18 protein-coding genes are annotated in these 24,479 nt (G+C 51.2%); 4 read left to right on the top strand and 14 right to left on the bottom strand.

What is annotated here, in order from left to right:
* Positions 1-37: 37 nt before the first annotated feature.
* Entirely contained in the window at positions 38-1,414 is a 1,377-nt protein-coding gene (locus HNV11_RS09660) for an AAA family ATPase (RefSeq protein WP_171739468.1), read from the top strand.
* Positions 1,415-1,497: 83 nt separating this feature from the next.
* Here HNV11_RS09660 and HNV11_RS09655 read toward each other — a convergent pair whose 3' ends face one another.
* Positions 1,498-2,139 carry an NAD(P)-dependent oxidoreductase gene (locus tag HNV11_RS09655; RefSeq protein ID WP_171739467.1) on the bottom strand — a complete coding sequence of 214 codons (642 nt, stop codon included), beginning with the start codon at positions 2,137-2,139 and terminating at the stop codon, positions 1,498-1,500.
* Between the two features lie 387 nt (positions 2,140-2,526).
* Between HNV11_RS09655 and HNV11_RS09650 the strand changes: the two genes are divergently transcribed.
* Entirely contained in the window at positions 2,527-4,224 is a 1,698-nt protein-coding gene (locus HNV11_RS09650; protein WP_171739466.1) for a hypothetical protein, read from the top strand.
* 71 nt (positions 4,225-4,295) lie between these two features.
* On the opposite strand, the gene chrA is transcribed toward HNV11_RS09650, so the two are convergent.
* The 5 genes from chrA to HNV11_RS09625 all read right to left on the bottom strand — a co-directional run bounded on the left by chrA (position 4,296) and on the right by HNV11_RS09625 (position 8,402).
* On the bottom strand, positions 4,296-5,498 hold the full coding sequence (gene chrA, locus HNV11_RS09645; RefSeq protein WP_171739465.1) for a chromate efflux transporter: 1,203 nt from the start codon (positions 5,496-5,498) through the stop codon (positions 4,296-4,298).
* A gap of 71 nt (positions 5,499-5,569) precedes the next feature.
* Entirely contained in the window at positions 5,570-6,529 is a 960-nt protein-coding gene (locus HNV11_RS09640) for an isopenicillin N synthase family dioxygenase (protein ID WP_171739464.1), read from the bottom strand.
* 102 nt (positions 6,530-6,631) lie between these two features.
* Positions 6,632-7,327, bottom strand: a complete 696-nt coding sequence (locus tag HNV11_RS09635) for a superoxide dismutase (RefSeq protein ID WP_240163887.1) — start codon at positions 7,325-7,327, stop codon at positions 6,632-6,634.
* Positions 7,328-7,442: 115 nt separating this feature from the next.
* Positions 7,443-8,054, bottom strand: a complete 612-nt coding sequence (gene recR / locus HNV11_RS09630) for a recombination mediator RecR (RefSeq protein WP_171739463.1) — start codon at positions 8,052-8,054, stop codon at positions 7,443-7,445.
* A 69-nt stretch (positions 8,055-8,123) separates the two neighbouring features.
* Positions 8,124-8,402, bottom strand: coding sequence for an ATP-dependent Clp protease adaptor ClpS (locus tag HNV11_RS09625; protein WP_171739462.1), 279 nt, complete (start codon positions 8,400-8,402; stop codon positions 8,124-8,126).
* 160 nt (positions 8,403-8,562) lie between these two features.
* Here HNV11_RS09625 and HNV11_RS09620 point away from each other — a divergent pair, with 160 nt between their 5' ends.
* Together HNV11_RS09620 and HNV11_RS09615 are read left to right on the top strand one after the other, a co-directional pair.
* Positions 8,563-10,026, top strand: coding sequence for a sodium:solute symporter (locus HNV11_RS09620; protein ID WP_171739461.1), 1,464 nt, complete (start codon positions 8,563-8,565; stop codon positions 10,024-10,026).
* Positions 10,027-10,432: 406 nt separating this feature from the next.
* The gene (locus tag HNV11_RS09615; RefSeq protein ID WP_171739460.1) at positions 10,433-11,041 is read left to right on the top strand and encodes an RNA polymerase sigma factor; all 609 of its coding nucleotides are present in this window, start codon (positions 10,433-10,435) and stop codon (positions 11,039-11,041) included.
* Positions 11,042-11,071: 30 nt separating this feature from the next.
* Here HNV11_RS09615 and HNV11_RS09610 read toward each other — a convergent pair whose 3' ends face one another.
* From HNV11_RS09610 to HNV11_RS09575, 8 genes are all read right to left on the bottom strand, one after another.
* Entirely contained in the window at positions 11,072-12,277 is a 1,206-nt protein-coding gene (locus HNV11_RS09610) for a serine hydrolase domain-containing protein (RefSeq protein ID WP_171739459.1), read from the bottom strand.
* 104 nt (positions 12,278-12,381) lie between these two features.
* Complete coding sequence (locus HNV11_RS09605) at positions 12,382-13,473, bottom strand: alpha/beta hydrolase family protein (protein WP_171739458.1); 1,092 nt, start codon at positions 13,471-13,473, stop codon at positions 12,382-12,384.
* A gap of 36 nt (positions 13,474-13,509) precedes the next feature.
* Positions 13,510-14,826 carry a TldD/PmbA family protein gene (locus HNV11_RS09600; protein WP_171739457.1) on the bottom strand — a complete coding sequence of 439 codons (1,317 nt, stop codon included), beginning with the start codon at positions 14,824-14,826 and terminating at the stop codon, positions 13,510-13,512.
* A 107-nt stretch (positions 14,827-14,933) separates the two neighbouring features.
* Positions 14,934-16,592: a TldD/PmbA family protein gene (locus tag HNV11_RS09595; protein ID WP_171739456.1), complete on the bottom strand. Its 1,659-nt coding sequence runs from the start codon at positions 16,590-16,592 to the stop codon at positions 14,934-14,936.
* A 20-nt stretch (positions 16,593-16,612) separates the two neighbouring features.
* Positions 16,613-18,817, bottom strand: a complete 2,205-nt coding sequence (locus tag HNV11_RS09590) for a penicillin acylase family protein (RefSeq protein ID WP_171739455.1) — start codon at positions 18,815-18,817, stop codon at positions 16,613-16,615.
* 305 nt (positions 18,818-19,122) lie between these two features.
* Positions 19,123-20,571 (bottom strand): SusD/RagB family nutrient-binding outer membrane lipoprotein, encoded by a 1,449-nt coding sequence (locus HNV11_RS09585; RefSeq protein WP_171739454.1) that lies wholly within the window; start codon positions 20,569-20,571, stop codon positions 19,123-19,125.
* Between the two features lie 19 nt (positions 20,572-20,590).
* Positions 20,591-23,947: a SusC/RagA family TonB-linked outer membrane protein gene (locus HNV11_RS09580; RefSeq protein ID WP_240163885.1), complete on the bottom strand. Its 3,357-nt coding sequence runs from the start codon at positions 23,945-23,947 to the stop codon at positions 20,591-20,593.
* Between the two features lie 146 nt (positions 23,948-24,093).
* Positions 24,094-24,339, bottom strand: coding sequence for a hypothetical protein (locus tag HNV11_RS09575; RefSeq protein ID WP_171739453.1), 246 nt, complete (start codon positions 24,337-24,339; stop codon positions 24,094-24,096).
* Positions 24,340-24,479: the final 140 nt, after the last annotated feature.

Raw genomic sequence — 24,479 nt, 5'->3', positions numbered from 1 at the left:
CCCGTTCTTATTCAGCGTTCATCGTTCATCAATAGATATGGAACCAACCAGCAATCCCGACTTTCAGCACGGCTACACGAGTGGTGTAGAAGGAGTCAATCGGGAAACATACGAAGGCTATCTGTCAAGTCAGGTCAACACCGACTGGCTGACAGATCGTATTCAGGAAAAACGTACCGATCTGGCCAGCACCGAGCGGCAACTCGCTGAAGCGACGGAAGCGAACCGATCGGCTTATGCCGATCTGCAGAACCACGCGCTTCAGGTTGAGCGGCTGGAAAAACAGGTCAAACAGCGCGAAGCGGCCCGGCTGGCGCTCGAAACCGACCGCGACAGTCTGCGTGATCGCCGAACCAAAGCCGCCCCAGATTATTCGCTGCTGGCTGGACTGTTATTTCTGGTGGCCGGTATTTCCTTTCTGGCGGGCGATCTGATCATCTCGCACGAGATTGTCGCCTATGCCCTCAACATCCGCAATACCAACGAAGCCTGGGCGTTTGCGGTTGGTCTGGCAATGGTTTCCATCCTACTGAAACCCGCCTACGATCGGCTTATTGAAAAACCCTATCAGGAAAACCCGGAACAGAACCGCACAAAATACGAACGGTTCAAAATTGCGCTGGCCCTGTTTTCGGTGCTGACGCTGGCTGTACTGGGCTGGTTTCGATACGAAGCCTACCGCACTGATCAGCTCAAAGCGGCCATCAACAAATCGGTTCGGCAGCTTCAGTTAAATACCGACCCGACGGCTGCGACCCAGACGCTTAGCCCGTCTACTTTGAGCAAGATTGAGAAGCAGTTGAGCGAGTCCAGTGAATTAAATCTGGCGCTGGTGAACAGTCCGTGGGCGTTGCTTTCGTTCGTGCTGAGTGGGATTCTGTTCGCGCTGGCGGGGGCCGTTTGTCTTGGGATCGCCCTGCCGGTACTGTCGGCGTACTGGTTCCGATGGCTACAGGCCGATATTAAGCTTTGGAAGTTACGTCGCCGGATTAAGCGGCTGGACGCCGAACTAGCGCCACTCGACGCCCAACTGGCCGAACAGCGCACTCGTCAGAACGTGCTGCAGCACAACCTCGATTTGCTGCCGAATCTGGAAGAGTTGAAAGAGCAGCGCCGGTCGTTGACGACCGAACTGGATAGCCTGCTCGCTGAGCTGAAACTCGCCCAAACCGATAGCCGCATCAGTAATTTCAATGATGGCTACGGTCAGGGGGAAGCCACCCGAACCGTCCTGAGCGACGACGAGCAGCGACAGCTTCGCAAAGAAATGCTTACGCTACAGAATAACCATCGGGTCAACGGCAACCGCCCCGCAGAACACCAGAATGGCACTACGCCCGACAAAGGCCAAAACGGCAAGCCGCAAGGTCTGCGCCCCTACCAGACCATCCGCAAGTTTTTATCGGATGAGTAGCGTATCAAAACGAGCTTGGTTACTGATTATTTAAGTCAAAAGCCCGGAACTTTCCGGCTTTTGACGTTTAAAATCACGTTACGTTAGCCATTCGCGACGAACGGCGCCTGTCGAACGTACTGTCGACTATCGAGCTGACTAACCAGGAAATGAGCCAGATCAGCACTGGTAATCTGCTCACCCGGCAGATAGTCCAAATCGACCTTAACCCGCCCCGTAGCAGCCCCTTCGACTACATACGGCAACCGAACGTAGGTCCAGTCCAGATTACTTGCAGAAAGCAGTTGAAATTCGAGCTGTCGGTCGGCCATGTACAGCGGAAAGTGCTGCTGCATATACTCGGCGGCTTGCCGGGTTTTCCTATCCTGCTGCTCCGTTGAAGTGTCGTAGAGACTCGTTACCGTTACGTACCGACGGATGCCCCGCTCCTGCATAGCCGTCAGAATATGTCTGGTTACGGTACTTAGTATCGGAACATTTTCCTCTTTTGGATTGCCCAGCGTGCTGAATAGAGCCGTACACTCGTGCAGTACTTGCTGAATAGATTCTGGATTACGCGCGTCGCCCTGTATAATTTCCAGCCGCTCGTGGGTCTGCTCAAATGTTTCGGGTTGCCGCAGAAGCAGCCGGATCCGGTAACCCGCGTTGAGCGCTTCCTGCACCAACGGGCGACCGGTCTTACCCGCACCGCCCAATATGGCTATGGTTGAATTGAAATGTGTCATGTTGCTAACAGGTTTTCACCGCCGTCGTTATGCTATCCGGCTGACAGCGGAATCATTGACTGACACGAAAGAGCAGGCAAAACCTCTTGACGCGCCCGATCTCATGTCTGTTGGGTGTATAGAGAAATGAAAGGTAATAACCGGCTACTCGGTTGAGTAGAGCCAGTCGCTTCAGAGCGAAGCGCATTGTTCCTGAAACCGGAACAGATCGGCCGATGTGTTAGCAGCGTTTAATGAGACAAATATAGCGTAACTTTCTGGAATTAGGAACTAGAAAATCAAAGTACAACTTTTTGGTAATTGACTAGAGAATATTTCAATCAACTAAATTTATTTCTTATTACTTTAGATTTAAACTATCTTATTCCACATCCATTCCTATTTTAAATGAATATTTACAACTACAAATATCTATCTGCTCTTGAGTTTGCTGAAATTATTCAGGGAGAAAAGTCAAGCTACATCATCCCTCAAACTGCTAATGCACGCGCTAGCTGGCAAGAGACAAACCAAGTCTTGCGGGAAGCCGGTATTGAACCACAAGATTCCGTAATGATTCCTACTAGCTATGAACGGTATACCGCAAAATGGCAGTATGGAATACAAAGCAGTTGGCCTAAAGACCATTGGCCTGATTTCGACGATCCGCTTGTTTATGTCATAAAAGAAACAGTGAATATATATCATGGCTTGATTTATTCCACTGGTGTTAAACAAAAAACTGAATTAGTCCACGGAGTCAATTTATCAAATTGTCAATTTAACGGTGATTTCATATTAAATTCTGTTAGATCAAAACGAGAATTATTATTAACTAAATGCAATTTTCAACAGGATTATCTTAACCCGACTAGTACAACTGGCGGTCGTTTTAATATTTCAAATTCAAGTTTTAAGTCTATTAATTTAAATGGCATTTACAGTACTGATGCTAACAAAGAAATTGCGTTTCCTAAACCAGCTATTCTATTGCAGGAAATAAAATTTGATGACTTGTCGGCTGAAGACCTAATCATTGAAGATTGCTTGGTACAAGTGCTTATTATCAATTGCACAAAAAATTTAATAAGGAAAATTTCTATCAATAATTGTCACCTAAATGAGATAAAGATTATAGGCAATCAATTTGATGAAATTGAAATAAAAAATTTGCAAGGCAATCCTAATATCTATATAAATGCTGAAATTACTAAGTTTACATTAGAGGGCCAGTGCATAAATTCTGAAAATTCTGATCAGAATATATTTTGCAATAGCGTAAAAATTGAATATAAAATTCAAGGAAATAAAGGAAATTACACTATAAAAAACTTATTTATTAAGTCTTTACTATTTTTAGGAAACAATAACAATGATATTTTATTAAAAAACTCAAAAATAATTAAACTAGAATTGACAGACTTCTCTAATACTGGTCAAATGAGGCTCAATAATATCAATCATACTGAGTATTTAATCATCAAGCATTCATCATTAGGTAAAGCAGAATTATTAAACCTTAATTTATTCAATGCGTCTCATGCTCAAATAATTCATAGCAACCTCTCCGAAGTAGTTTTGATTAATACTAATTTCCCTAATAACTTAATCGGAGAGTCAGAAAAGGATTATGCTGGTATAAGGGAAGCCTTTCGCCAATTAAAGTACGCAGCCAGTAAACAAGCTGATCGAATTTCTGAATTGACTTACGAAGCTTCAGAAATGTCGGCATATACAAAAGATCCCTTTACCCCGAAAAGCAGAACTGACCGCTTTATACTCCGTACAAATCAATACTCAAATAATCATGGAAAAGATGCAAGCCGTGCCTTCTTTTGGCTTCTCGGATTAACCCTTATTATGTTCAGCTCAATTAAATTATGCCAAGGACAATATTTAGATTTTAAAGAAGCCTTTAAGACAATATCTGAATATTTGAACTTTGCCTTTAATCCATTACATGATTATTACAAAGTATTTAATATTGATTCGTCGCATCCACATACTATAAATGATGGTGCTATTCTTTTGGATACATTAACGCGGCTTATAGCTGGCTATCTGATTTTTCAATTTTTACGAGCATTTAGAAAGTACGTTAAGTAACACTAGGGCAAGCGCTTATCGAACTTTTCGACCGATGGTTATTAAAGTTTATAGAGACAGGTATTCCGGCCTTACAACAAGATTCCGGCAGCTAAGCCGCCCAGGATGAGCACGAACGGCGGTATGCGGGTATATAATAGCACCGCAATCGTCGCCAGCACAACGACAACCGAGGGCCAGTGCGGCACCATAGGCTGGAAGAGAACGATGGCCGCAGCCGCCGTTAGTCCGGTGCTGGCCGCGTTGATGCCTTCCAGCGACGCCCGCACAACGCGGTATCGCTTCAGTTGCTCCCAGAAGCGATATACAAAGAAGATGAGGAAGGTACCGGGCAGGAAGATGCCGGCCGTCGAGACAAGGCTGCCCCAGAGTTGGCCGTGCATACCCGATTCGCGCATGGATAGCACCCCGATGTAAGAAGCAAAGGCAAACACCGGCCCTGGCACCGCCTGCACCAGACCCAACCCCGATAGAAACTCCTCACGGGTCAGGTAATGCTTGAATGCTACAAACTCGTTGTAGAGCATAGGTGTCAGCACCTGACCGCCCCCGAAAACGAGACTACCGTTCCGGTAGAAATTTTCAAACAGACGCACGGGCAGCGACTGCGTAATGGCCCCCAGGCCGGCAGCGACGATAAACACTCCCAGCCAGAGAAAGAAGTTAGCCCATTGCACCCGCAGAGGCTTTTTCTCCATACGCTGCTGCTTTTCATACGTCAAGGCCGTTGTCAGACCACCGACAATAATAACGATCGGCGTCATAAACGGCGACCGGAATAGATAGGCAGCCAGCACAGCCGTAATGGCCAGAGCAAGACTCACCTTGTTACGAATGACTTTCTGACCAATGCGGTAGCCGGCCACCACCAAAAACCCCACGGCCATCGGCTGAATGAAGCGGGCAAAATGCAGCGACAGGTTACGCTCTTCGAGGTAGTACACACCGATACCCGCGGCCGTCATGATAGCAACCGCCGGTAATATCCAGATCAACAGGGTAAGGTAAGCCAGATTCGGCCCGCCAATCTTGAACCCGACCGCCGTAATCGTCTGCGTCGACGTAGGCCCCGGCAAAATCTGACAGAGCGCGTTCAGTTCCATGAGTTCTTCTTCGGTCAGATAGCGTCGTTTCTGCACCAGCCGATCGAAGAACATCGCCAGATGTACCTGTGGTCCGCCGAAGGTCGTCAGCGCCAGAATCAGCACATCTTTTAGAAAGATGATATACCGGATTCGGCGAACGGGCTTGACCGCTGTCAGGTAATCTAGCATAGAGAGGGTTAGAGAGGGAGGTAAATATATGGGGTTCAGATAAATATCAATTTACCCGAACCCCATAATCATCAGGCTTTTTTCAAGCCCAGTTCCATCAACCGTTCGTTCAGGAACTCACCGGCGGTCATATTGACGTATAATTTCGGATGCTCGGCGTCAATGCAGCTTTCCAGACAGGTCAGGTCCATATCGGCGCGGGGGTGCATGAAGAACGGAATCGAATAGCGCGACTGGTTCATCTTCTCGCGGGGCGGGTTCACAACCTGGTGGATGGTTGACTTCAGTTTGTGGTTTGTCAGCCGGTCGAGCATGTCGCCAACGTTCACGACCACCTGATCGGGCAGGGCCGTAATGCCAATCCATTTACCGTCGCGCCGGAGTACTTCCAGCCCATCGGCCGAAGCGCCCATCAGCAACGTAATGAGATTGATGTCGCCATGGGGCGCAGCGCGCACAGCGCCTTCGGGGGTCGCATCGGGATCGAGCGGGAAGTAATGCAGGGCCCGCAGAATGCTGTCGCCGTTGCTCACTTTGTCGTCGAAGTAAGTTTCGGGCAGTTCCAGATACAGCGCAATCGCCCGCAGGAGTTGCTTACCGGCGTTCTCCAGCGTGCGGTAAGCCGTCAGGGTTGCCTCGCCAAATTCCGGGTATTCTTCGGGCAGCACATTGGCAGGCATTTCGCCAACGGGCTCCGGCTGACCAATGTGATAAAACTCTTTCAGATCGGCCACCTTGAAGCCTTTGGCGGTTTCTTTACCCTTGCCAATGTAGCCGCGCTGACCGTTCAATTCGGGGTGCTCGTATTTTTTCTTTACTTCTTCGGGGGCCGAGAAGAACGCCTTTGCCGAATCATACAACTGCCTGGTCAGGTCGTTGGTCAAGCCATGATTGCGGATGGCCACGAACCCAATCTGATTGAATGCCCGACCCAGGTCCTGCACGAACCGGGCTTTCCGTTCGGCATCGCCCGACGTAAAATCGGCCAAATCTAACGATGGAATCTCATCGTATAATTCCTGTGATAACATAGACTAAACTGTTTTCACAAAAATACGAAAGTTTAGCAAACAGACTCCCGGACTATATCTCCTCGGTTTGGGGGAGTTCGGTTCGGGAGTCTGATACACTGCTTAGCTGCCGAAGTTCTTTCCGATCTTATTCCAGTCGAATACATTCCAGGCTGCCGTAACGTATTCGGGACGACGGTTCTGGTATTTCAGGTAGTAGGCATGCTCCCACACGTCGAGACCCATGATGGGCGTTCCTTTTTTCTCGGCCAGGCCCATCAGTGGGTTGTCCTGGTTGGGTGTCGACGTAATCTCGACGTCGTTACCATTCTTGATGAGCCAGACCCAGCCTGACCCGAACCGACCACCGGCTGCCTTGCCCCATTCAGTTTTGAAGTTGTCGAACGAGGTGTATTTCCGATTGATGGCATCGGCCAGCGCTCCCTTCGGCGCGCCACCCCCGCTGGGGCCAAGAATGTTCCAGAAGAACGTGTGGTTCCAGTGTCCACCGCCATTATTCCGAATGGCCGCCGGCGTACTGCTGTTTATGCTCTTAACCAGCGCATCGATGTCCATTTTGGCCATATCGGTTCCCGCAACGGCTTTGTTGAGGTTATCCACGTAAGCTTTGTGGTGCTTGCCGTGGTGGATTTCCATTGTCGTTTTGTCGATGTGCGGTTCGAGCGCACCGGCATCATACGGCAGTGGAGGCAGTTTAAACGGTCCTTCGGCCTGCGCAGGCGCAAATCCAAAGGATTGGAAAGCGACCAGACCAGCCGAAGCGCCGAAGGCCAGTTTTAAAAACTCGGAGCGATTCATGCGAATGTTGGTTTTTAGAGAAACAAAAAAGCGTTCAATGAACAAACTCCCTGATAAGGCGTATGTTCACTGAACGCAAAGAAAACGAGATTATTGATTCGCCCCAAAAGCGGCCTTAATCGTAGGCAATCCGGCTCAGAATGCTCCGGCCAAGCGTAACTTCGTCGGCGTATTCGAGGTCGCCACCAATGGGCACGCCCCGCGCAATGGTCGAGATTTTCAGGTTAAACGGCCGGAGCTTCTTCTGCAGATAGAAGGCCGTGGTATCGCCCTGCATGGTGGGGCTGATAGCCAGGATAATCTCCCGGATCTGCTCTCCTTCGGCACTCCGCAGCCGGTCGATAAGCGAGTCGATCTGCAGGTCGCTGGGGCCAACGCCCTCGGCCGGCGAGATGATGCCGCCCAGCACATGATATAATCCTTTGTACTGCGCCGTGTTCTCAATGGCCAGCACGTCGCGGGTGTCTTCGACAACGCAGATGATGGATTCGTCGCGCCGGTTGCTGGCGCAGATGCTGCACAGGTCGTTGTCCGACAGGTTGTGGCACTTCTGGCAGTATTTTACCCGAGTGCGCATGGCTGTCAGACTCTGGGCCAGCGTTTCGGTTTGTTCTTCGTCACGTTTGAGCAGGTGCAGCACCAGCCGAAGCGCAGTTTTCTTTCCGATCCCCGGCAGCTTCGACACCTCATTGACGGCGTCTTCTATGAGTTTGGATGGATACTCCATTCAATTGAGTGGTTGAGTGGTTGAGTGAATTGAGTTAGGCATTTATTCACTCAATCGCTCATTCACTAATTAGTTAAGCACTTCTGCGCTGATGCCGCGCCGACAGATCTCGTTCCGCATCGGAACCAGCTCTTCCCACGAACCATTCTTCACGGTGCACTTTCCTTTGTAGTGAATCAGCAGCGTGCACTGCTCGGCCTGCTCGGGCGTGTGATCGCACACGTCAATCAGCGTCTCGATTACGTGATCGAATGTGTTGACCTCGTCGTTGAAGACCACCAGGTTATGAACAGCGGTTTCAACAACTTCGTCGAGTACGTCTACGCCTACTTCTTCAAAAGGTTGCATGGGAGAAAAAATGGTGTTTACTTAGCAAATTTACGGCAAAATGGCCACATCCAAAAACCGTGGCTGCGCTATAAAATAACCCCATTCCGGCCAAAAAAGTTGCCTGTTTTTCGAGCCGGGACCGGGCTAATTCATTCGTCGCAAATTGTTGTTTCTCCGCATGAATACCACCGTTGCCTTATTGATTTTGGTTGCCTATTTCGGAATGCTGATTGCCGTTTCGTTCTATACCGCCCGGGGTGCCGACACCACTACTTTTTTTACGGCCAACCGGCAGTCGCCCTGGTGGCTGGTTGCGTTCGGGATGATCGGTACGTCGCTGTCGGGGGTTACGTTCATCTCCGTACCGGGCGCAGTCGGTAAGATTGGCTTTTCGTATTTTCAGGTGGTGCTGGGCTATATCGTCGGCTATTTCGTGATCGGTTCGGTGCTGATGCCGCTTTACTACCGGCTGAATTTGATTTCCATTTATGGCTACCTCGAAAAACGGTTCGGGTTCTGGTCATACAAGACAGGCGCGGGGTTCTTTCTGCTCTCCCGCACGGTCGGCTCGGCAGTACGGCTTTACGTAGCCGTCAGTGTCTTACAGCTCGCCCTGTTTGAAGCGCTCGGCGTTCCGTTTGAAGTATCCGTGCTGATCACCATTGGTCTAATCTGGATTTATACGTTCAAGGGGGGCGTCAAAACGATCATCGTCACCGATACGCTACAGACCCTGTTTCTGGTTACGGCGGTCGTGCTGACGATTGTGCTCATTTCGCGGGAGCTTGGTCTGTCGTTCGGCGGGCTGGTGCAGTCCGTGAAAAACAGCTCGATGTCGCAGATATTCTTCTGGGATGCCAACGACCCCAAGAACTTCTTCAAACAGTTTATTTCGGGCGCGTTCATCGCGATTGTGATGACGGGGCTGGATCAGGACCTGATGCAGAAAAACCTGACCTGCAAAAACATTGGCGAAGCCCAGAAGAATATGTTCTGGTTTACCTGTACGCTCGTGGTAGTTAATTTTTTATTCCTGAGCCTGGGCGTGCTGCTGTATCAATACGCTTCGAAAGCGGGCATTTCGATCCCTGAACGTACTGACGATCTGTATCCACTGCTGGCCCTGAATCACCTGGGACTGGTGGTGGGCATAACGTTCCTGCTGGGGATTACGGCGGCTACCTACGCCAGCGCGGATTCGGCGCTGACAGCCCTGACAACCTCGTTCTGCGTCGATTTTATGAACGTTGAGTGTAGACCGGAAGCCGAGCGGTCCCGCATCAAGCACTTCGTTCACATCGGTTTTTCGCTCCTGTTTTTCGTTGTCATCATTGTTTTCCGGCAGCTTAACAGTAAAGAGGTCATTACGGCCGTATTCGACATTGCGGGCTATACCTACGGACCGTTGCTGGGCTTGTATGCCTTCGGTATCTTTAGCAAACGCCCGGTTATGGACCGGTTTGTGCCGTTCATTTGTCTGGCCTCGCCGGTACTGACGTATATCGTCAACCAGAACTCAGCGGCCTGGTTCGGTGGCTATCAGTTCGGTTTTGAGCGACTCCTGCTCAATGGCCTGATTACGTTTGTAGGCCTGTGGGCCGTATCGCGCCCTGTAAAGCAGGAAGAAGCAGTAGCCGTATAGCATTTTTGCCTCTTACGGTTAGAACCGCAGATTTGTTTCTACTTCCTGATTTTCATCTACTGATGCAGACGACCTGAGTCGGCCACAATGTGGCCGACTCAGGTCGTCTGTTTTTTATGTCCAATTAAAAACACGGGTATAATAAAGTCTGTCAGCCAAAAGAAGCCGAAGTTTCAAGAGAAAACTCTGCCCGACAGCTACTCGTATTATTTTTTATGCAGCCCCCTTATTAGAATTTAATTTTTATATTTAACTAAACTTCAGAATAAAATTTTAAGTAAACAGGTTTTCATAGGACTATTAAATCAACTCCCTATTAGAAAACCATTTATTCTGGAAAACGTCCTGTTCCACTCGTTCTGCTCGAACGAGTGGGGAGCTCTTTACAACCTAACTTGCCTCATTGATGACTTTTTCTAACGAAAGCCTTCTACTTAACCTAATTTCTATTGGGGATGAAAAAGCGTTTGGTAAACTGTATGACTTTTATCGGCCAAGCATTTACCGGTTCATCTGTAAGTTCATTAAATCGACCGACCTCTCGAACGATATCTGTCAGGAGGTATTCATGAAAATATGGGAAGACCGATGGGCCATTCGGGAAATCAACTCCTTCCGGTCCTACGTTTTTACCGTGACCAAAAATCACACGTTTAACGTTCTTAAGCGAGTTGCCGTTGAAGATCGCCTGAAGGGAGAAGTCCTAAGCAGCTACAGCCGGTCCAGAAACGATACGGAAGAAACCCTGCTCGCCAAAGAGTATCAGCAATTTCTCCAGAAAGTTCTCGATACGCTGCCGCCACAAAGCCGTGCCGTTTTCAAACTATGCAGGCAGCAGGAAAAGAGCTATGAAGAAGCCGCGCAGATTCTGGGCGTTTCCAGTAGTGCGATTAAGAAGCACATGGTTAAATCCATGAAGGTAATTAAGGTAGCCGTAGAAAAAGATATGGATATTGCCTTCAGCGTATTCATGCCGCTCTTACTCCAGTCGGCCGATTCGCTGCCGGTGGGCTAGCGCCGGAACTCCAAAAGCGAATGGAATGATTCAGGGTCTGTTGGGCAGCGGCTCCTCTGCCAGAAACAGCTGCGCGAGTTCAAGCGCATATTCATCAATTTTTATGCTGCCTATGTTCGCCTGAATTGCAACAATGACCTGCTCGGCCGGAAAGTTAATCAGGAACGATCGGGTGCCTTTCACCGTTCCACTGTGTCCGTACCAGGTGTGCCCCTGGCGATCCTTGCCACTCCACCAGATTAGTCCCTGCCACAAAGGGTCTTTCAGTTGGGCCGGATTGGCATGAAGATCTTTTTTATTCTTATCAAACTGGGGTTTGTATAGCTTTTCCAGTGTTGCCTGTTTTAACAAAAAGCCTCTGTTGAGGGCCAGAGCCAGTTTTAACATGTCTTCCGGCGTGGAGAGTATACCGCCCCCGGCATACTTGTAACTGACATCTTCGTAGGGAGCATTGATCAACGTGCCGTTGCTGTCTTTTACGTAGCCCTTGCCCCGGTTACTGATGATCCGGGCGGGAACATCAAAGCAGGTGCTGAGCATACCGGCTGGCTGCCAGACGTTTTTCTTCATATAGTCTTCAAACGGCATACCCGACACCTTTTCTATAATGCCATGCATCAGATTACTCGAATACGAAGAATAGGCGTAATAGGCTCCGGGCTCAAATAGCAGCGGATCATCGCGGAAGATCGTGGTCGCTTCTTCAAAATTGTCGTAATGCCGTAGCCGTTTAAACCCATAGTTGTCATTGTCCTGTTTCGCATAATGCCGGATGCCGGACGTATGCGTAAGGATATGATTAATTGTTATGGGTTTTTGCTTCTTTGGCATGTAAGGAAGGTACTTCTGGATTTCATCATTCAGATTAACCAACCCTTTCTCTTCCAGCTGCATGATTGCGATCACGGAAAAGGCTTTGGAAACCGAACCGATGTTATGAACCGTTTTTCCGTTCTGCGGCACTTTATTATCCAGATCCGCAAACCCGACTCCACCCGAAAAAACCGTTTTCCCTCTCACCGATACAGCGGCCGAAACCCCCGGGGCTCCACTTTCATTAGCCACCTGCTCCAGATAAGCACGAACGTAACTATCATCAACGAATGACTCACCGGACCGGCTGGTTAAACGGGTCTGAGCAACCGAGGGAAGCGTCAGGAGTACGCCCCAGATGATCAGCACCGAAATGCGGTATGTATATTTCGGGATAAACAGAGGCAGAATAAAGGTGTTCATAGGTGTACAGGGTCAGGGCTGTAAATGCGTTACGTAACCGTGCTCAGCTGCTTAAGAAACTGTAAAGTCAGTCCAGGCAGTCGCTAGAGAACAGGCCGTTTGGCTTACTTTGCCGGCTTCGGGAAATAGCTTACTTCAATCAGCTCCTTCACATTTTTGAACTGCCGGTTAGGCTTGAGATACTGGGCCAGAAAACTATAGATTTTCATCCGGCTTTCTTTAGCTCCATAGGAGTCAATCCGGTTAAAGGTATGGCCGCCGGGCGCTTCCTTATAGATCTCATAGTCGAACTTTTTACCCTCGGCTTTCAAGGCATGGATCAGGTGTTCAACCTCCAGTACGTTCACATCCTCATCGTTCGTGTTGGTATGAACGAGCAGTGGCGTCTGCAGTTTCTGCACGTTCCAGACCGGGGAGCGTTTCCGGTACTCTTCAACATTCTGATCCGCCGATTTACCCAGGTGAAAGTCGGCTGAATAAGCATCGCGGTAGCTCTGACTTTTGTAGCCCATCCGGGCGATCAGATCGCTGACCGGCACACCGGCATAGCCTACGGCATAATCGGCTGGGTGGTTGAACAGGTTGAGCAGCGTAATCATACCACCATGACTCCAGCCTAAAATACCAACCCGTTTCTTATCGATGAAATCGTAGTTTTCGAGCATATAGTCCCGGCAGCTCTTGGTGTCTTCTACTTCGAGTCCGCCGTAGTCAATCAACTGATAAAAACCCTGCCCGTAGCCGGTGCTTCCCCGATAATCCGGCGCGATGACTACGTATTCCTGCGCCGTAAGCTCTTTAATGATGTGCGCGTAGGCCGTGTTGAAGTTGCTATGTACGCCACCGTGCGGCAGCACCAGCAGCGGGTATTTTTTAGATGGGTCAACCCTGGACGGAATAAATACGTAAGCCGAGAAACGAACGGGGTTTTTGGCGCCCTGCCCGGTTGGGTTTTTAATAACAGCCGGTGGTGGCCCGGTAATAATGACCTTGTCCACCAGTACGGCGTCGCCCAGCCGCTGGGTCCAGGTCAGGTCATCAATGGCCTTATCCAGCGCATCAAACTGGTGCTGCATAGCCGATAGCTGCCGTTGAAGCGCAGTGACCTGAGCCGCTTCTGGATTTTGCGCGTTCGTCTGGCCGCAAAGCAGCGTTCCCGTTAAAACTGTCAGAGCCAGTCCAATAATTTTTTTCATTAATTCGTAAACAGGTAATGATTGTTAAAACGTGTGTTAGACCGCATCCGAAAGGCTGCTGAACGTAAAGTCGCGGATTCGCATGGGAGGAACCAGATTGCCGCGCGTACGTACGGGCCTGCCGAGGGCTTCGAGGTTGTTGAGCATAATAACCGGACTTTCGTTGAACCGGAAGTTCTTCACGGGATGCTTGATCTGCCCGTTGTCGATGTAAAACGTTCCATCGCGGGTCAGACCCGTATAAAGCAGCGTTTGGGGGTCTAACCAGCGGGTATACCAGAACCGGGTGACCAGGATCCCTTTTTCGGTGCCTTTGATCAGTTCAGCCAGGGACTGCGTTCCACCTTCCATGACAAAGCCCGAGGGCTGAGGAAGCGGCTTCGCTCCCTTCTGCTGCGCCCAGTAAGGTGAGTACGACATGTTTTTAACCACCCCCTTGTCGAACCATACTACTTTCTGGTGAGCGTAGCCTTCCGGAGAAAACGGAGAGCCGGGAATCTGGGCGTTTGCGGGATCAGAGTAGATTGTAACGCGTTCGTCGAGGAGCTTTTCGCCAAGCCGGGTGCCACCGCCTTTTTTACCCAGAAAACTCCGGCCTTCGTCGGCAGTACGGGCATCCATCGCCCGGATCATGAACTGGATCAGCTCACCGGCAGCCAGCGGCTCAAGAATAACCGTATACTTCCCCGGCTCCAGCGCAACAGCTTTTTGAGAAGCTTTCGCTTTCTGGATAGCTATATCCGTCAGTGCCCCCGTATCCAGTTTACTGACATCATTAAAATCACCGGCGGCATAACCCGAACCGGTCCCGTCGGGGGTACGAATCGTCAGGGAAAAGTTTACGTCGGTGCTCTGATGATAGCCGAACAGTCCTCTGCTATTACCAATTGCATTGAACGTGGCCGAATCTTCCAGGAAACCGGCTCCGCTCAACTGACTGGTCATGATCGACCTGATGCTGGCACCAGCCAGCCGGGCCCGATCCGGCGCTTTCATATTGGCCGTTGTCTCCACAAACGCCTGGGGTTTTGCGTAGGTCTGGGGGCCAGGCATGGGCACATACTCTGGATTTTCAGGAGCCAGGCGGGCCATTTCCTCGGCCCGACGGACGGCCTTTTCCAGCGAAGCATCGTCAAATTCGTTGATATCGGACGTGCCGGTTTTTTTACCCAGCACCGACGTTATGGATAACGACAGGTTGTTGGATGCCCCGGCGGTAGAGACCGAGTTACGGGCAAAGCGAATATTGCCCGATCGCCCTCCGGTCAATTCCACCTTCATTTCGTCGGCTCTGGAGTAACTTAAAACCTTATCTATAATTTTCCGGGCGTCCTGTTCTGATAAAATGGCCATGATGTAATGTCAGTTAGAGGGTCATTGATGGACATTCGTCGTCATTGAGCAGTCATTTTTACGAATGAGTAAGCCCAGGTATGACAAGTACCGACCATCCTGAATGGTTAAATCTTCCGTCCGGTATTGATTACGTTCACGCCATTGAAACGCGTGGTCGGGCAACCGTGCGAGACAGCGCTTACCTGACCGGGCTGTCCTTTTCCATCGAAGAAAGTGCCGAAAAGCCGATAGTCGTCCTTATCGCAAATCCGGGCGCATGAGTTCCAGAATTCCTGCGTGTTCGACTGATAGGCAACGTCGTCGAGCATGCCCACGATGGCTCCGTTCCTGATTTCATAGAAAAGCTGCCCGCTGAACTGGAAGTTATACCGTTGCTGATCGATGGACGAAGACCCCCGACCCAGGATGTAAATTCCTTTCTCGGTATCCCTGATCATGTCATGAATGCTGTATTTATCCCGACCGGGCTGCAGCGATACGTTGGGCATCCGCTGGAACTGGACACTATCCCAGCTTTCGGCAAAACTGCACCCCTGCGATTCTGTTTCCCCCAGCAGATGCACCTGATCACGCGTGGCCTGAAAGTTGACCAGAATCCCGTCTTTCACCAGTGGCCACTGTTTGCAGGGAACACCCTCGTCGTCGTAGCCCACCAGCCCCATTGTGTTTGGCTGAGTCTTGTCGGCTACCAGATTAACGATGTTGCTGCCGTACTGAAAGTTCTTGGATTGCAGCTTTTCCATCGTTGCAAAGCTCGTGCCGGCCAGGTTGGCCTCGTAGCCCAGCACGCGATCAAGTTCGAGCGGGTGCCCAACCGATTCGTGGATGGTCAGGCCCAGGTTCGACGGGTCCAGAATCATATCGTACTTCCCCGCCGGCACCGACTTGGCCGTTAGCTTTTCCCTGGCCTGCAGGGCCGCTGCGGTGGCATCCTCGATCATATTGTAGGCATAGCGGTAGACCGTTGGACCGTTGGGAATGATCATCTTTTCGGCCGGATTGTCCGACAAATACTCGTAGCCCATCCCAATGGGAGCGCTCAGGGCGTCACGGGTTTTAAACCGGCCGGTTTGCTTGTTGACGGCCGTAACCGTAAACGTAGGCCACATCCGATGCACGTCCTGGTCGATATAGGAGCCATCGGTCGACGCAAAGTATTTCTGCTCGTTAACAAAGAAAAGGTTCGAGGTAACAAACGAAGCGCCTTTTTTGAGAGCGGCACCGTTCACCTCCATGAGCAGATCGATCTTTTCCTTGACCGGAATCTCGAAAGCATTTTTTTGGATGGGCGTTTTCCAGCTTTTCTCACCAACGCCTTTCTGCGGGGCCAGCACGACCGGCTCCCGCTGTATTTCGGCATTGGCCTTTGCCATCTCTACTGCCATCCCGGCGGTATAGGCAATGCTTTCCGGCGTCATCTCATTCGTTGATGCAAACCCCCAGGTGCCATTGGCAATAACCCGGATGCCGATCCCGTACGACTCGGAGTTGACGATATTCTGTACCTTATTCTCACGCGTAAACAGATACTGCCGCAGATACCGACCAATCCGGACATCCGTATACGTAGCGCCTTTGCTCTTGGCCGCATTCAGAGCTACGTCGGCCATCTGTTTCTTAAAGGCTACGTCAGGGCCAGGGTTGAGCAACTCCTCCGCCGAAATCCGGCGACCGGCAACTGGATCACCGGCCAGTAATCCGGCGGGCAGTAACGTAGCACCCATACCGAAACCGGATAATTTTACAAAGTCACGCCTTTTCATACATACAGGTCGTTTTGGGGCTACTTATCGCCGGGGTGATAGATTTTTTCGGCGTGTTTATACACGTCATCTTTATAAAAATAAATTTCTTTATAAGTGCCGTTTATATACCCGTTTACCTGGTCGGTGTAGTGGGCCGAAGCAGGGTCGGAGCTGGCTCCGCCGGTCAGGATTGTCTTTGCCCGCAGCCGGTCGCCAAACTCAACGGCGGCTACGAAGGTATTGCCCGTAACGCCGTACCGCTTGTGGGTCTTTGGGGCTTTACGGCTTACGTAGGCGTTCAGTGAACCCATGAAGCCCGGCGTTGCCGGAACAGCCCAACTGGGTTTTTCGTCGCTGGGTTCGGCATCGGCCGTCCGCTGAAAGCGGTTATCCGTACCCCAGCTCACCTGCCAGGTTCCAAATTCTTTTTCGAGATCGGCCACAACCTGAGCCAGCGCCGTAACCTGTTCCTGGGGTGAAATAAATTCGGTGGTGATCGCCGACCCATTCGTCAGGGAGTACTGCTCTTCGGTAGTGGCGGGCTTTGGCAGCCGGGCCATATCCAGCTGAATAATTTTCTCCAGCCAGTGAACGGCCAGTGTTGTCGCTACCGAACCCGTATCCGTTTTAAAATCCCACTTTTTCAGGATGTCAACAGGTTGTGCCAGTTTAGCCTGCAGGCTGTCGTTGGCAACCTTATGATAAGCCGCAATCAGGCCAGGAATGAAGCGCGCTCCGCTAGGCAGGTACGGGTCATAGGAAATCCTGATCATGTCGTCGAGAGTCGCATTTTTCAAGGGTGTCAGCACCCGTACCGCATGAACGGCCCGGGGTGTATGACCATCGGGCAGCATATAGCCGGGCAGTTTCAGCATCTCCGTGGCCAGTTCGCCCGTTCCATACAGCGGTGTTGAGTTACAGTTCTGTACCCATCCGTTCGCCGGATTGATGTACTGGGGAATTTCTTTAAGTGCATGGGTTCCCTGCCACTCTGTTGCCGAGGTGGTTCCATCAACCGGCCGCTTCCAGTCGAGCAACGGGTTTTTCCGGGGCACGAAGTTGCCATGCCAGTAGGCGATGTTGCCTTTTCTATCGGCGTAGATTACGTTACTGCCCACCATGGCCCGGGTATTCAGTGCGGTGGTGAACTCGCTCAGGTTGCGGGCTTTCATCTTCTGCCAGTGCATGGCGAGCAGGTCAATGTTGGGCTCGTAGGTTTTCAGACTAATCCAGCGGGTAGCTGTTGCATACACAACCGGCCCGTGATGGGTGCGGTACGTCACGAATTTACGGGTTCCCCAGCCATCGCCCTGCTTATAACGAAGCTCGTGGATGGTACTATCCACCGGCTTCCAGGTGCCATCGTACCGATACATACGTTTCCCCTGTTTCCAGGCGATGTCTTCGGCGTATAAGTCTTTAGCATCCGAGAGAGAAACCGGGTGCATCCAGCCGCAGAACTCATTAAAGCCCTGAAAGATGTTGAACTGCCCCAGAAACGGAGCCCCGTACGCGTTCAATCCTTCATCGCTAACCATCTGAACTTCCAGCCGACCGTAATACTCGGCGTGGGGGTTAATGAAAAGCATTGCCTTTCGGCTCTGCGTACGGGAAGGCGCCAGCGCCCAGCCATTGGACCCGTCGTTTTTGGGAGGCTCGGCGGTAAAGCTCCGGCTGCCGATAGCCGGTGAGCCCATTTCATTCAGGTAGAACGCTTTAAAATCGGATTCGCTCACATTGCTACCCGCCATAGCCGGTACATTGTTCATCAGAACCATCCACGGTTCCACCCGCGTGAGCAGCTTTGGTTTGACCGCCGGATGCGTAATTAGGTAATAGTTGATTCCGGCGGCATAGGCGTCACACAGTTTTTTGAGCCAGCCCGGCGTTTTCTGGTACAGCGAAACGGCCTGGGTCGAATCAATAAACATGCGCGTCCAGAGATCTTTGTAGATCGCCGATTCGCCTTCGATTTCGGACAGCCGCCCCAGGCGGGTAATCAGCGTATTTTCTACTTTCTCGAAAAACTCTTCGCACTGAACGTACATGAGCCCAAATACGGCATCAGCATCGGTTTTGGCGTAAATATGTGGTACGCCGTAGGCATCCTTAACGATTTCGACTCCTTTGGCCTGCTGGCTCAGATCGGTAGTTTCCTGAACTGAAAAAGAAGTCTGAGCCTGCGCGGAGCAGACCCACAGACCCGCAAAACAGGCTAGCAGAAGATAAGCTTTATACTGCATTCCGTTGGTTATTAATTACTGGAAAGCCGGTGCATGAACACCGCCATTCGTTTGATCATGCCTTCCAGATCGTTCTGATTGATGTCTTCCTCTGTCGAATGGGCATTGCCTCCCACGGCGCCTAACCCATCCGGAACATTGAGGTATCAGGCAATATGGGTCATGTCCTCTCTGCCCCGCCTTTCTCACAGGCAAAGCGGATCATCCTCCGGATTCGTGAGTGCTTTTCTGCCGAATCGGTACGGGCAGAAACCGGGTCTTTCCCGAAACTACTTTATAATCCCCTGAAAAGACCCGATGCCTGATTACTTGTAGATGGCGATTGGATCGAACAGACTCGGTGCGGAGCGGGGACTGTTTGCGTTCGAGTTTAACTCATTCTGGGAATAGATAAATCGCCAGGGCAACTGACTGCCGTTATTTGGTTTAAGTTTTATCCCGACGGCTTCGCTGCGGGTCCGACGCTCGTCGTTCCAGCCAAGATGCTGACCGTAAAAAGTCACGTAACGCTCCTCCAGAATCTCCCGCAGCAGGGCACTATCGGGCGCGATGCCGTCTTTATTTTCAATACCACCCGCGGCAAAGTCTTCGGCTACGTAAGGCTCGTATCTATACGTTCCGGCCACTCTATAAGTTGGATGCAGATACCCACCCCCGTTCAGGAAACTACGGTAGGCGTTCAGGTGCGTTAGTGCCGTACTGAAGCCTTTACCCGACCGCAGCGCCATTTCGGCCAGCGTCAGAATGTTTTCCTGATAGGTTACGAGCGGAAAGCTGGCATCACGGGCAAAAAAGCCCCGGTTGGTATTGGTCGTTAACGTATTGGGTTCGATCACCCCCGGTGCGTTTACTCCATTTTCGAGGTAGTAGAATTTGAACCGCGCCGTTTCGTTCGTCTTTGCGTTTCCCCGGTAGGTAGCCGCTCTGGCCGGATTAAGCAATCCAACGTTATAGGTTCCCTCGCCGGTAATACTCCCCGCCCGAATATTGGTCAGGAAACTATAATTCGCGTTTTCATTAGCGCTGGCCGTAGTACCGTGCGGTGCATACATGGAGTTGGCATACGTGCTGACGCCCGCCGTAGCTGCTGCGTAGGCATTGTCATACTGTTTTAAATCCACGTACAGCCGGGCCTTGAGCGTATTGGCAACCTGCTTCCATTTGTTGAGGTCGCCCCCAAAGAAGATATCCTTCGTCCCCACCGTTCCGATGCCAGACTCCAGGTCGGCAAGACCATCGTTCAGTTGGGCAATCAGCTTCGGAATCAGTTCAGCCTGCGTTTCGAAGCGTGGGTATGGGTAGTCGGTGGTGTTGCCGGTTTCCGTAAACGGTACGTCGCCCCAAAGCTCCGTGGCCGTGCCAATGCTCTGAGCCTGAATAATTTTGGTGATACCCGCCATTACGCGGTTACCCAGTTGCGTTGCTTTGTCGATTGTTCGTATGGCATTTTTATTGACGCCGGTATAAAAGAGGTTCCAGTCGTCGTCAAAATTGGCGGCCGTAATCTGGTACTGCCCCCAGGTGCCAAACTGCTGGAAGCTGCCATAGCCATAACCCGTCCAGACAATCGTGAGTCGGCTGGCCATGCCTTCCTGAGCGGCAATGTGCGCAATCTGCGTGCCCGAAAAAAGGTATTCAGCCGAAGCATCCGTCGGATTGTTCGGATCCTGGTTCATGTCAGATACCAGCGACTCGCACGAGAACAAAGCCAACCCGATCAGTCCGGCACAAATGGTTCTATATGAACGTTTCATTTGGTTACTGTAGTTGAGGTTAGTAGTTGATTCGCAGGCTTAAGACCAGCGATTTCGTACTTGGATTATTGAAGTAGTCAACACCACGGGCATTGCCGACACCCGATACGTTAGTCTCCGGGTCAATGCCAACAATTTTGGTCCAGAGCACCGGATTGCGGGCCGTCACGGCGAAGTTGACCGACTCCAGCTTTGTTTTCTTGCGGAAGCCCGGAGAACTCAGCTGGTATCCCAGGGTGATCTCCCGAATCCGCGTCCAGCTACCATCCCGAACGAACTGTTCGGTCAGCTGGCCGGAGTGACCGCCGATTGAGGTATAGAACGACTGATCTAACAGAACAGGTCCTCCGCCATAATCAGCGATGTTGCCCCGTAAGGTGGTCCCCGCCTTGAAGAGCGTTCCGGCGTAGTTATACATGTCTACCGGTAAGGTCACCTCCTTACCGACATCCGCGTAGGTTCCGAAGTTAACGAGTACGGCCCGCGTGCCCTCATAGAAGTCGCCCCCCTGGAAGGTCTCAAACAGAACGTTCAGCGACAGTTTCTTATAGGCGAAGTTCGTGCCGAAGCCGCCCCGCCAGTCGGGGTTGGGGTCGCCAATGATACCCAGCGTCGTGCCGAGCTTGGGGAAGCCCGTAGGCGTCAGATTCAGTGTACCGTTCTCATTCCGCTGGTAGACGCCACCGTAGAAGGACGAAAGCGCATCGCCCACGTGGGCAACCGTGCTTAAGGCTCCTCCCGTGAAGGTGATGATTTCTGTACCGCCCAGGCTGGTTACCCGGTTCCGGTTCCGGCTCCAGTTCGCAAAAACATTCCACCGGAACTCATCTTTCTGAAGAACGTTCAGGTTGAGGTCCAGTTCCAGACCTTTGTTCTCCATGCTACCGGCGTTGGTATACTTCTGACTGAATCCGGTGGAACCCGCAGCCGACACCTGAAGCAGCAGGTCACGGATGTGATTCTGGTAATACGTAAAGCCGAGGGATAGCTTGTTTTTGAAAAACCGCAAATCAGTACCCACCTCCCATTCGGTTTTGCGTTCGGGTAGCAGGTTGGGGTCGCCCTGCGTAGCGCTTTCTACGTAAGCGCCACCGTAGCCCGATCCGGTCAGATTAGTGGCCCAGCTTCCGAACGAAGCCGTCACGTAGGGCGTGGTATTCCGATAGGGCTCGGGCTGGATACCCACGATCCCGTAAGAGGCCCGCAGCTTACCGAACGACAGGGGACTGCCCTGGAAAGGCGCCAGTTGGCTGAACTGCCAGGCGACATCCGTCGACGGATAATAAAATGTTGATTTGGAAGCGCTGCCAAACGTCGAACCGGATTCGGCAGCGATGGAGCCGTTTACGTATAACTGGTTGAAGAAGCCTAGGTTGAGCGTAGAATACAACCGGGCCGTCCGGCGATGCGACTCTGAATTATAGGGATAGTTGTTGGCCGCTGTCGAATTGGCAAAGTTGGGCGGAGCTTCTTCCAGAATAAAGTTATTCATCAATCCGCCCAGGCTGTTATACTTCCGGTCATTGATGTTGAAACCCACGATCAGGGTACTCGTTACATTCTCGCCAATGTCTTTGCTGGCCCGACCGATCACGTCCAGATTCAGTTCACTTTCTGAAATGATCTGCTGCTCATACTGACCGGCACCTGAGTTAACAACTGATGAGACGGGGTTGTTGGTGACCCGGCGGTCGCTGTACGTATCAAGTCCGCCCCGGGCCGTAATGCTGAACCAGTCTTTTGGCGTAACGACCAGCTCGGAATTCATGATCAGGCGGCTCACTTCCGAAAGATTCGTCAGTTCATTGATCGTCCAGAGGGGATCGTTATAGCTCGGGTTAGCCGATGCGCCCAGGTAGTTCCGGTACGACCGCTGCCGGTTCCGGATCGCAGCCGCAGTGGGCGATGCATAATAGCTTCCTTTCCAGTACCGGCTGTCGAAATCAGGCGATGACCGCAGCATACCAATGTACAAACCGCTGGTGTTGTCACCTTTCTGGATTCGATTGGAGGTTGTCTGGATGTAGTTGGCATTGGCTGAAGCCCGGACAATCTCGTTGAACTGACGGGTCGAGTTGAACCGGACCGAATTACGCTTATAATCGCTTTGCCCCGCAAAGATTCCTTTCTGATTCAGGTTGCCCAGGCTCAGGTAAAAATTACCCTTATCATTACCACCGCTCAGACTCACGTTGTTGTCGAAATAGGTTCCTGTCCGGAAAACCGCATCCCGACGGGCCTCATTATACGTTTCTTTGGAGTTCTTGGTGATGATCGGATAAAACGTTTTCCCCTGGTAGGACTCAAAGCGGGCGCCATTCATGTTAACGACATCCTCTCCGCCGGTCCGGTTGGCAATTTTATCGCCCCACGAATACTGAGTTGTGGGATTATAGACCCCGCCCGATCCCTGACCGTAAGCTTCCTGCAGGGGATGAATAACATTTACTTTATCGAAGGAAACCGTAGAGCTGAAGTTGACATTCAACTTGTTGTCATTAGCGCCCCGTTTTGTAGTGATCACAATAACGCCATTGGCCGCCCGTGATCCCCACAGACCGGCCGCTGAGGCTCCTTTCAATATCTGCATGGAAGCAATGTCTTCCGGATTGATGTCGTTCAGACGTGACTGCTGCGCAACCCCTCCGCGCGAATCGCCGGTGGTGCTGTTGCTCATAGGAACGCCATCAATGATAATTAAAGGCTGGTTGGAGCCAGTAATCGTATTCTGACCCCGAATCTGAATGTAAGATCCTGCGCCCGGATCACCCGTGGAACGCGAAATAAGAACGCCGGCCGCTTTACCCGCCAGTCCGTTGATTACGCCGGTCTCACCGGAGCGCTTGATATCCTCGGGTTTAATTGAAGACAACGTAGACCCCAGCCGGTCTTTTTCTTCCTTAAAGCCCAGAGCCGTGACAACCACCTCGTTGAGTACTTTGGAATCAGTTGCCATGACCACATTAATGCTCGTCTGGCTGCCTACCAGAATTTCCTGCGAGATATAGCCCAGAAACGAAAAGACCAGGGTACTTTGCTGCGAGGGGACGTTAAGGGTGTAATTCCCATCGGCGTCCGTAGTGGTTCCTACCGTCGTGCCCTTAACGGTAATATTAACCCCTGGTAAAGCCATGCGGTCCTCCTGAGCGGTTACTTTCCCTTTAACGGTGATAGCAGCCTGTACACGAGACGGCATGGGTGATCCGTTCCGATACGGCGGTGAAAAGGAAGTGTTACGTTGCTCGTTTTTAGTGATCAGGCCCCGGTCGCCACGCATTGACAGCTGGCGGCTCTGGGCATCCGCTGTCGTGACCGTCAACCCGGCGATCATCGGATAAACCAGGACCCGTATTCGCTTCTGTAACATTAATCTCATAGCGCACATCGATTAGTTGGTTGTATTCTTGACAAAAGCTTGGCGACCCCTCTCTAATGGAGATTTACTGGTCGGGATTGGTCATGTGCAGCATCACAGGGATCAGACGGAGCCACGAGCCGTCGATCAGGATGTTGTCACTAACATTACCAGAGTATCAGGGCTATCGAGGCTGCTATCCTCAGCCACTGCATCCAGGGCCTGAAAAGGCCGACATTCGAAAATTCACAGGACGAGTCAGTGGCTTCTGCTTCACGATCCAGATAAGATTTGGCTAGATCATCCAGTTTTCCCTGTCGAAGCAAATCCATAAATACCTCCAGTTCCTCATCAGTCGCCTGATTGCTGAGGTATCGCTCAAATAAGGTTTCTAAAAATTTGCTCTCGTCCATAGGGCTTCTTTTGACCTGAAGACAATCGAGCAGCCGATAAGGGTACCCCCGGGCACGAAAAAATTTGGCCGCTACTGTAGGGACGGCAGTGGCGTTTTGTACTGCCACCTCATAAAAAAAACGGCCAGGTTGCTGGCCGT

This window comes from Spirosoma taeanense (genome assembly GCF_013127955.1).
Classification (GTDB): Bacteria; Bacteroidota; Bacteroidia; order Cytophagales; family Spirosomataceae; genus Spirosoma; species Spirosoma taeanense.
The sequence above is the reverse complement of the archived record's forward strand: the minus strand, read 5'-3'. Positions and strand labels throughout refer to the sequence as shown.

Coding starts and splice junctions, on each gene's coding strand:
- HNV11_RS09660 (WP_171739468.1), top strand. CDS start 38: ATGGAACCAACCAGCAATCCCGACTTTCAGCACGGCTACACGAGTGGT.
- HNV11_RS09655 (WP_171739467.1), bottom strand. CDS start 2,139: ATGACACATTTCAATTCAACCATAGCCATATTGGGCGGTGCGGGTAAG.
- HNV11_RS09650 (WP_171739466.1), top strand. CDS start 2,527: ATGAATATTTACAACTACAAATATCTATCTGCTCTTGAGTTTGCTGAA.
- chrA (WP_171739465.1), bottom strand. CDS start 5,498: ATGCTAGATTACCTGACAGCGGTCAAGCCCGTTCGCCGAATCCGGTAT.
- HNV11_RS09640 (WP_171739464.1), bottom strand. CDS start 6,529: ATGTTATCACAGGAATTATACGATGAGATTCCATCGTTAGATTTGGCC.
- HNV11_RS09635 (WP_240163887.1), bottom strand. CDS start 7,327: ATGAATCGCTCCGAGTTTTTAAAACTGGCCTTCGGCGCTTCGGCTGGT.
- recR (WP_171739463.1), bottom strand. CDS start 8,054: ATGGAGTATCCATCCAAACTCATAGAAGACGCCGTCAATGAGGTGTCG.
- HNV11_RS09625 (WP_171739462.1), bottom strand. CDS start 8,402: ATGCAACCTTTTGAAGAAGTAGGCGTAGACGTACTCGACGAAGTTGTT.
- HNV11_RS09620 (WP_171739461.1), top strand. CDS start 8,563: ATGAATACCACCGTTGCCTTATTGATTTTGGTTGCCTATTTCGGAATG.
- HNV11_RS09615 (WP_171739460.1), top strand. CDS start 10,433: ATGACTTTTTCTAACGAAAGCCTTCTACTTAACCTAATTTCTATTGGG.
- HNV11_RS09610 (WP_171739459.1), bottom strand. CDS start 12,277: ATGAACACCTTTATTCTGCCTCTGTTTATCCCGAAATATACATACCGC.
- HNV11_RS09605 (WP_171739458.1), bottom strand. CDS start 13,473: ATGAAAAAAATTATTGGACTGGCTCTGACAGTTTTAACGGGAACGCTG.
- HNV11_RS09600 (WP_171739457.1), bottom strand. CDS start 14,826: ATGGCCATTTTATCAGAACAGGACGCCCGGAAAATTATAGATAAGGTT.
- HNV11_RS09595 (WP_171739456.1), bottom strand. CDS start 16,592: ATGAAAAGGCGTGACTTTGTAAAATTATCCGGTTTCGGTATGGGTGCT.
- HNV11_RS09590 (WP_171739455.1), bottom strand. CDS start 18,817: ATGCAGTATAAAGCTTATCTTCTGCTAGCCTGTTTTGCGGGTCTGTGG.
- HNV11_RS09585 (WP_171739454.1), bottom strand. CDS start 20,571: ATGAAACGTTCATATAGAACCATTTGTGCCGGACTGATCGGGTTGGCT.
- HNV11_RS09580 (WP_240163885.1), bottom strand. CDS start 23,947: ATGAGATTAATGTTACAGAAGCGAATACGGGTCCTGGTTTATCCGATG.
- HNV11_RS09575 (WP_171739453.1), bottom strand. CDS start 24,339: ATGGACGAGAGCAAATTTTTAGAAACCTTATTTGAGCGATACCTCAGC.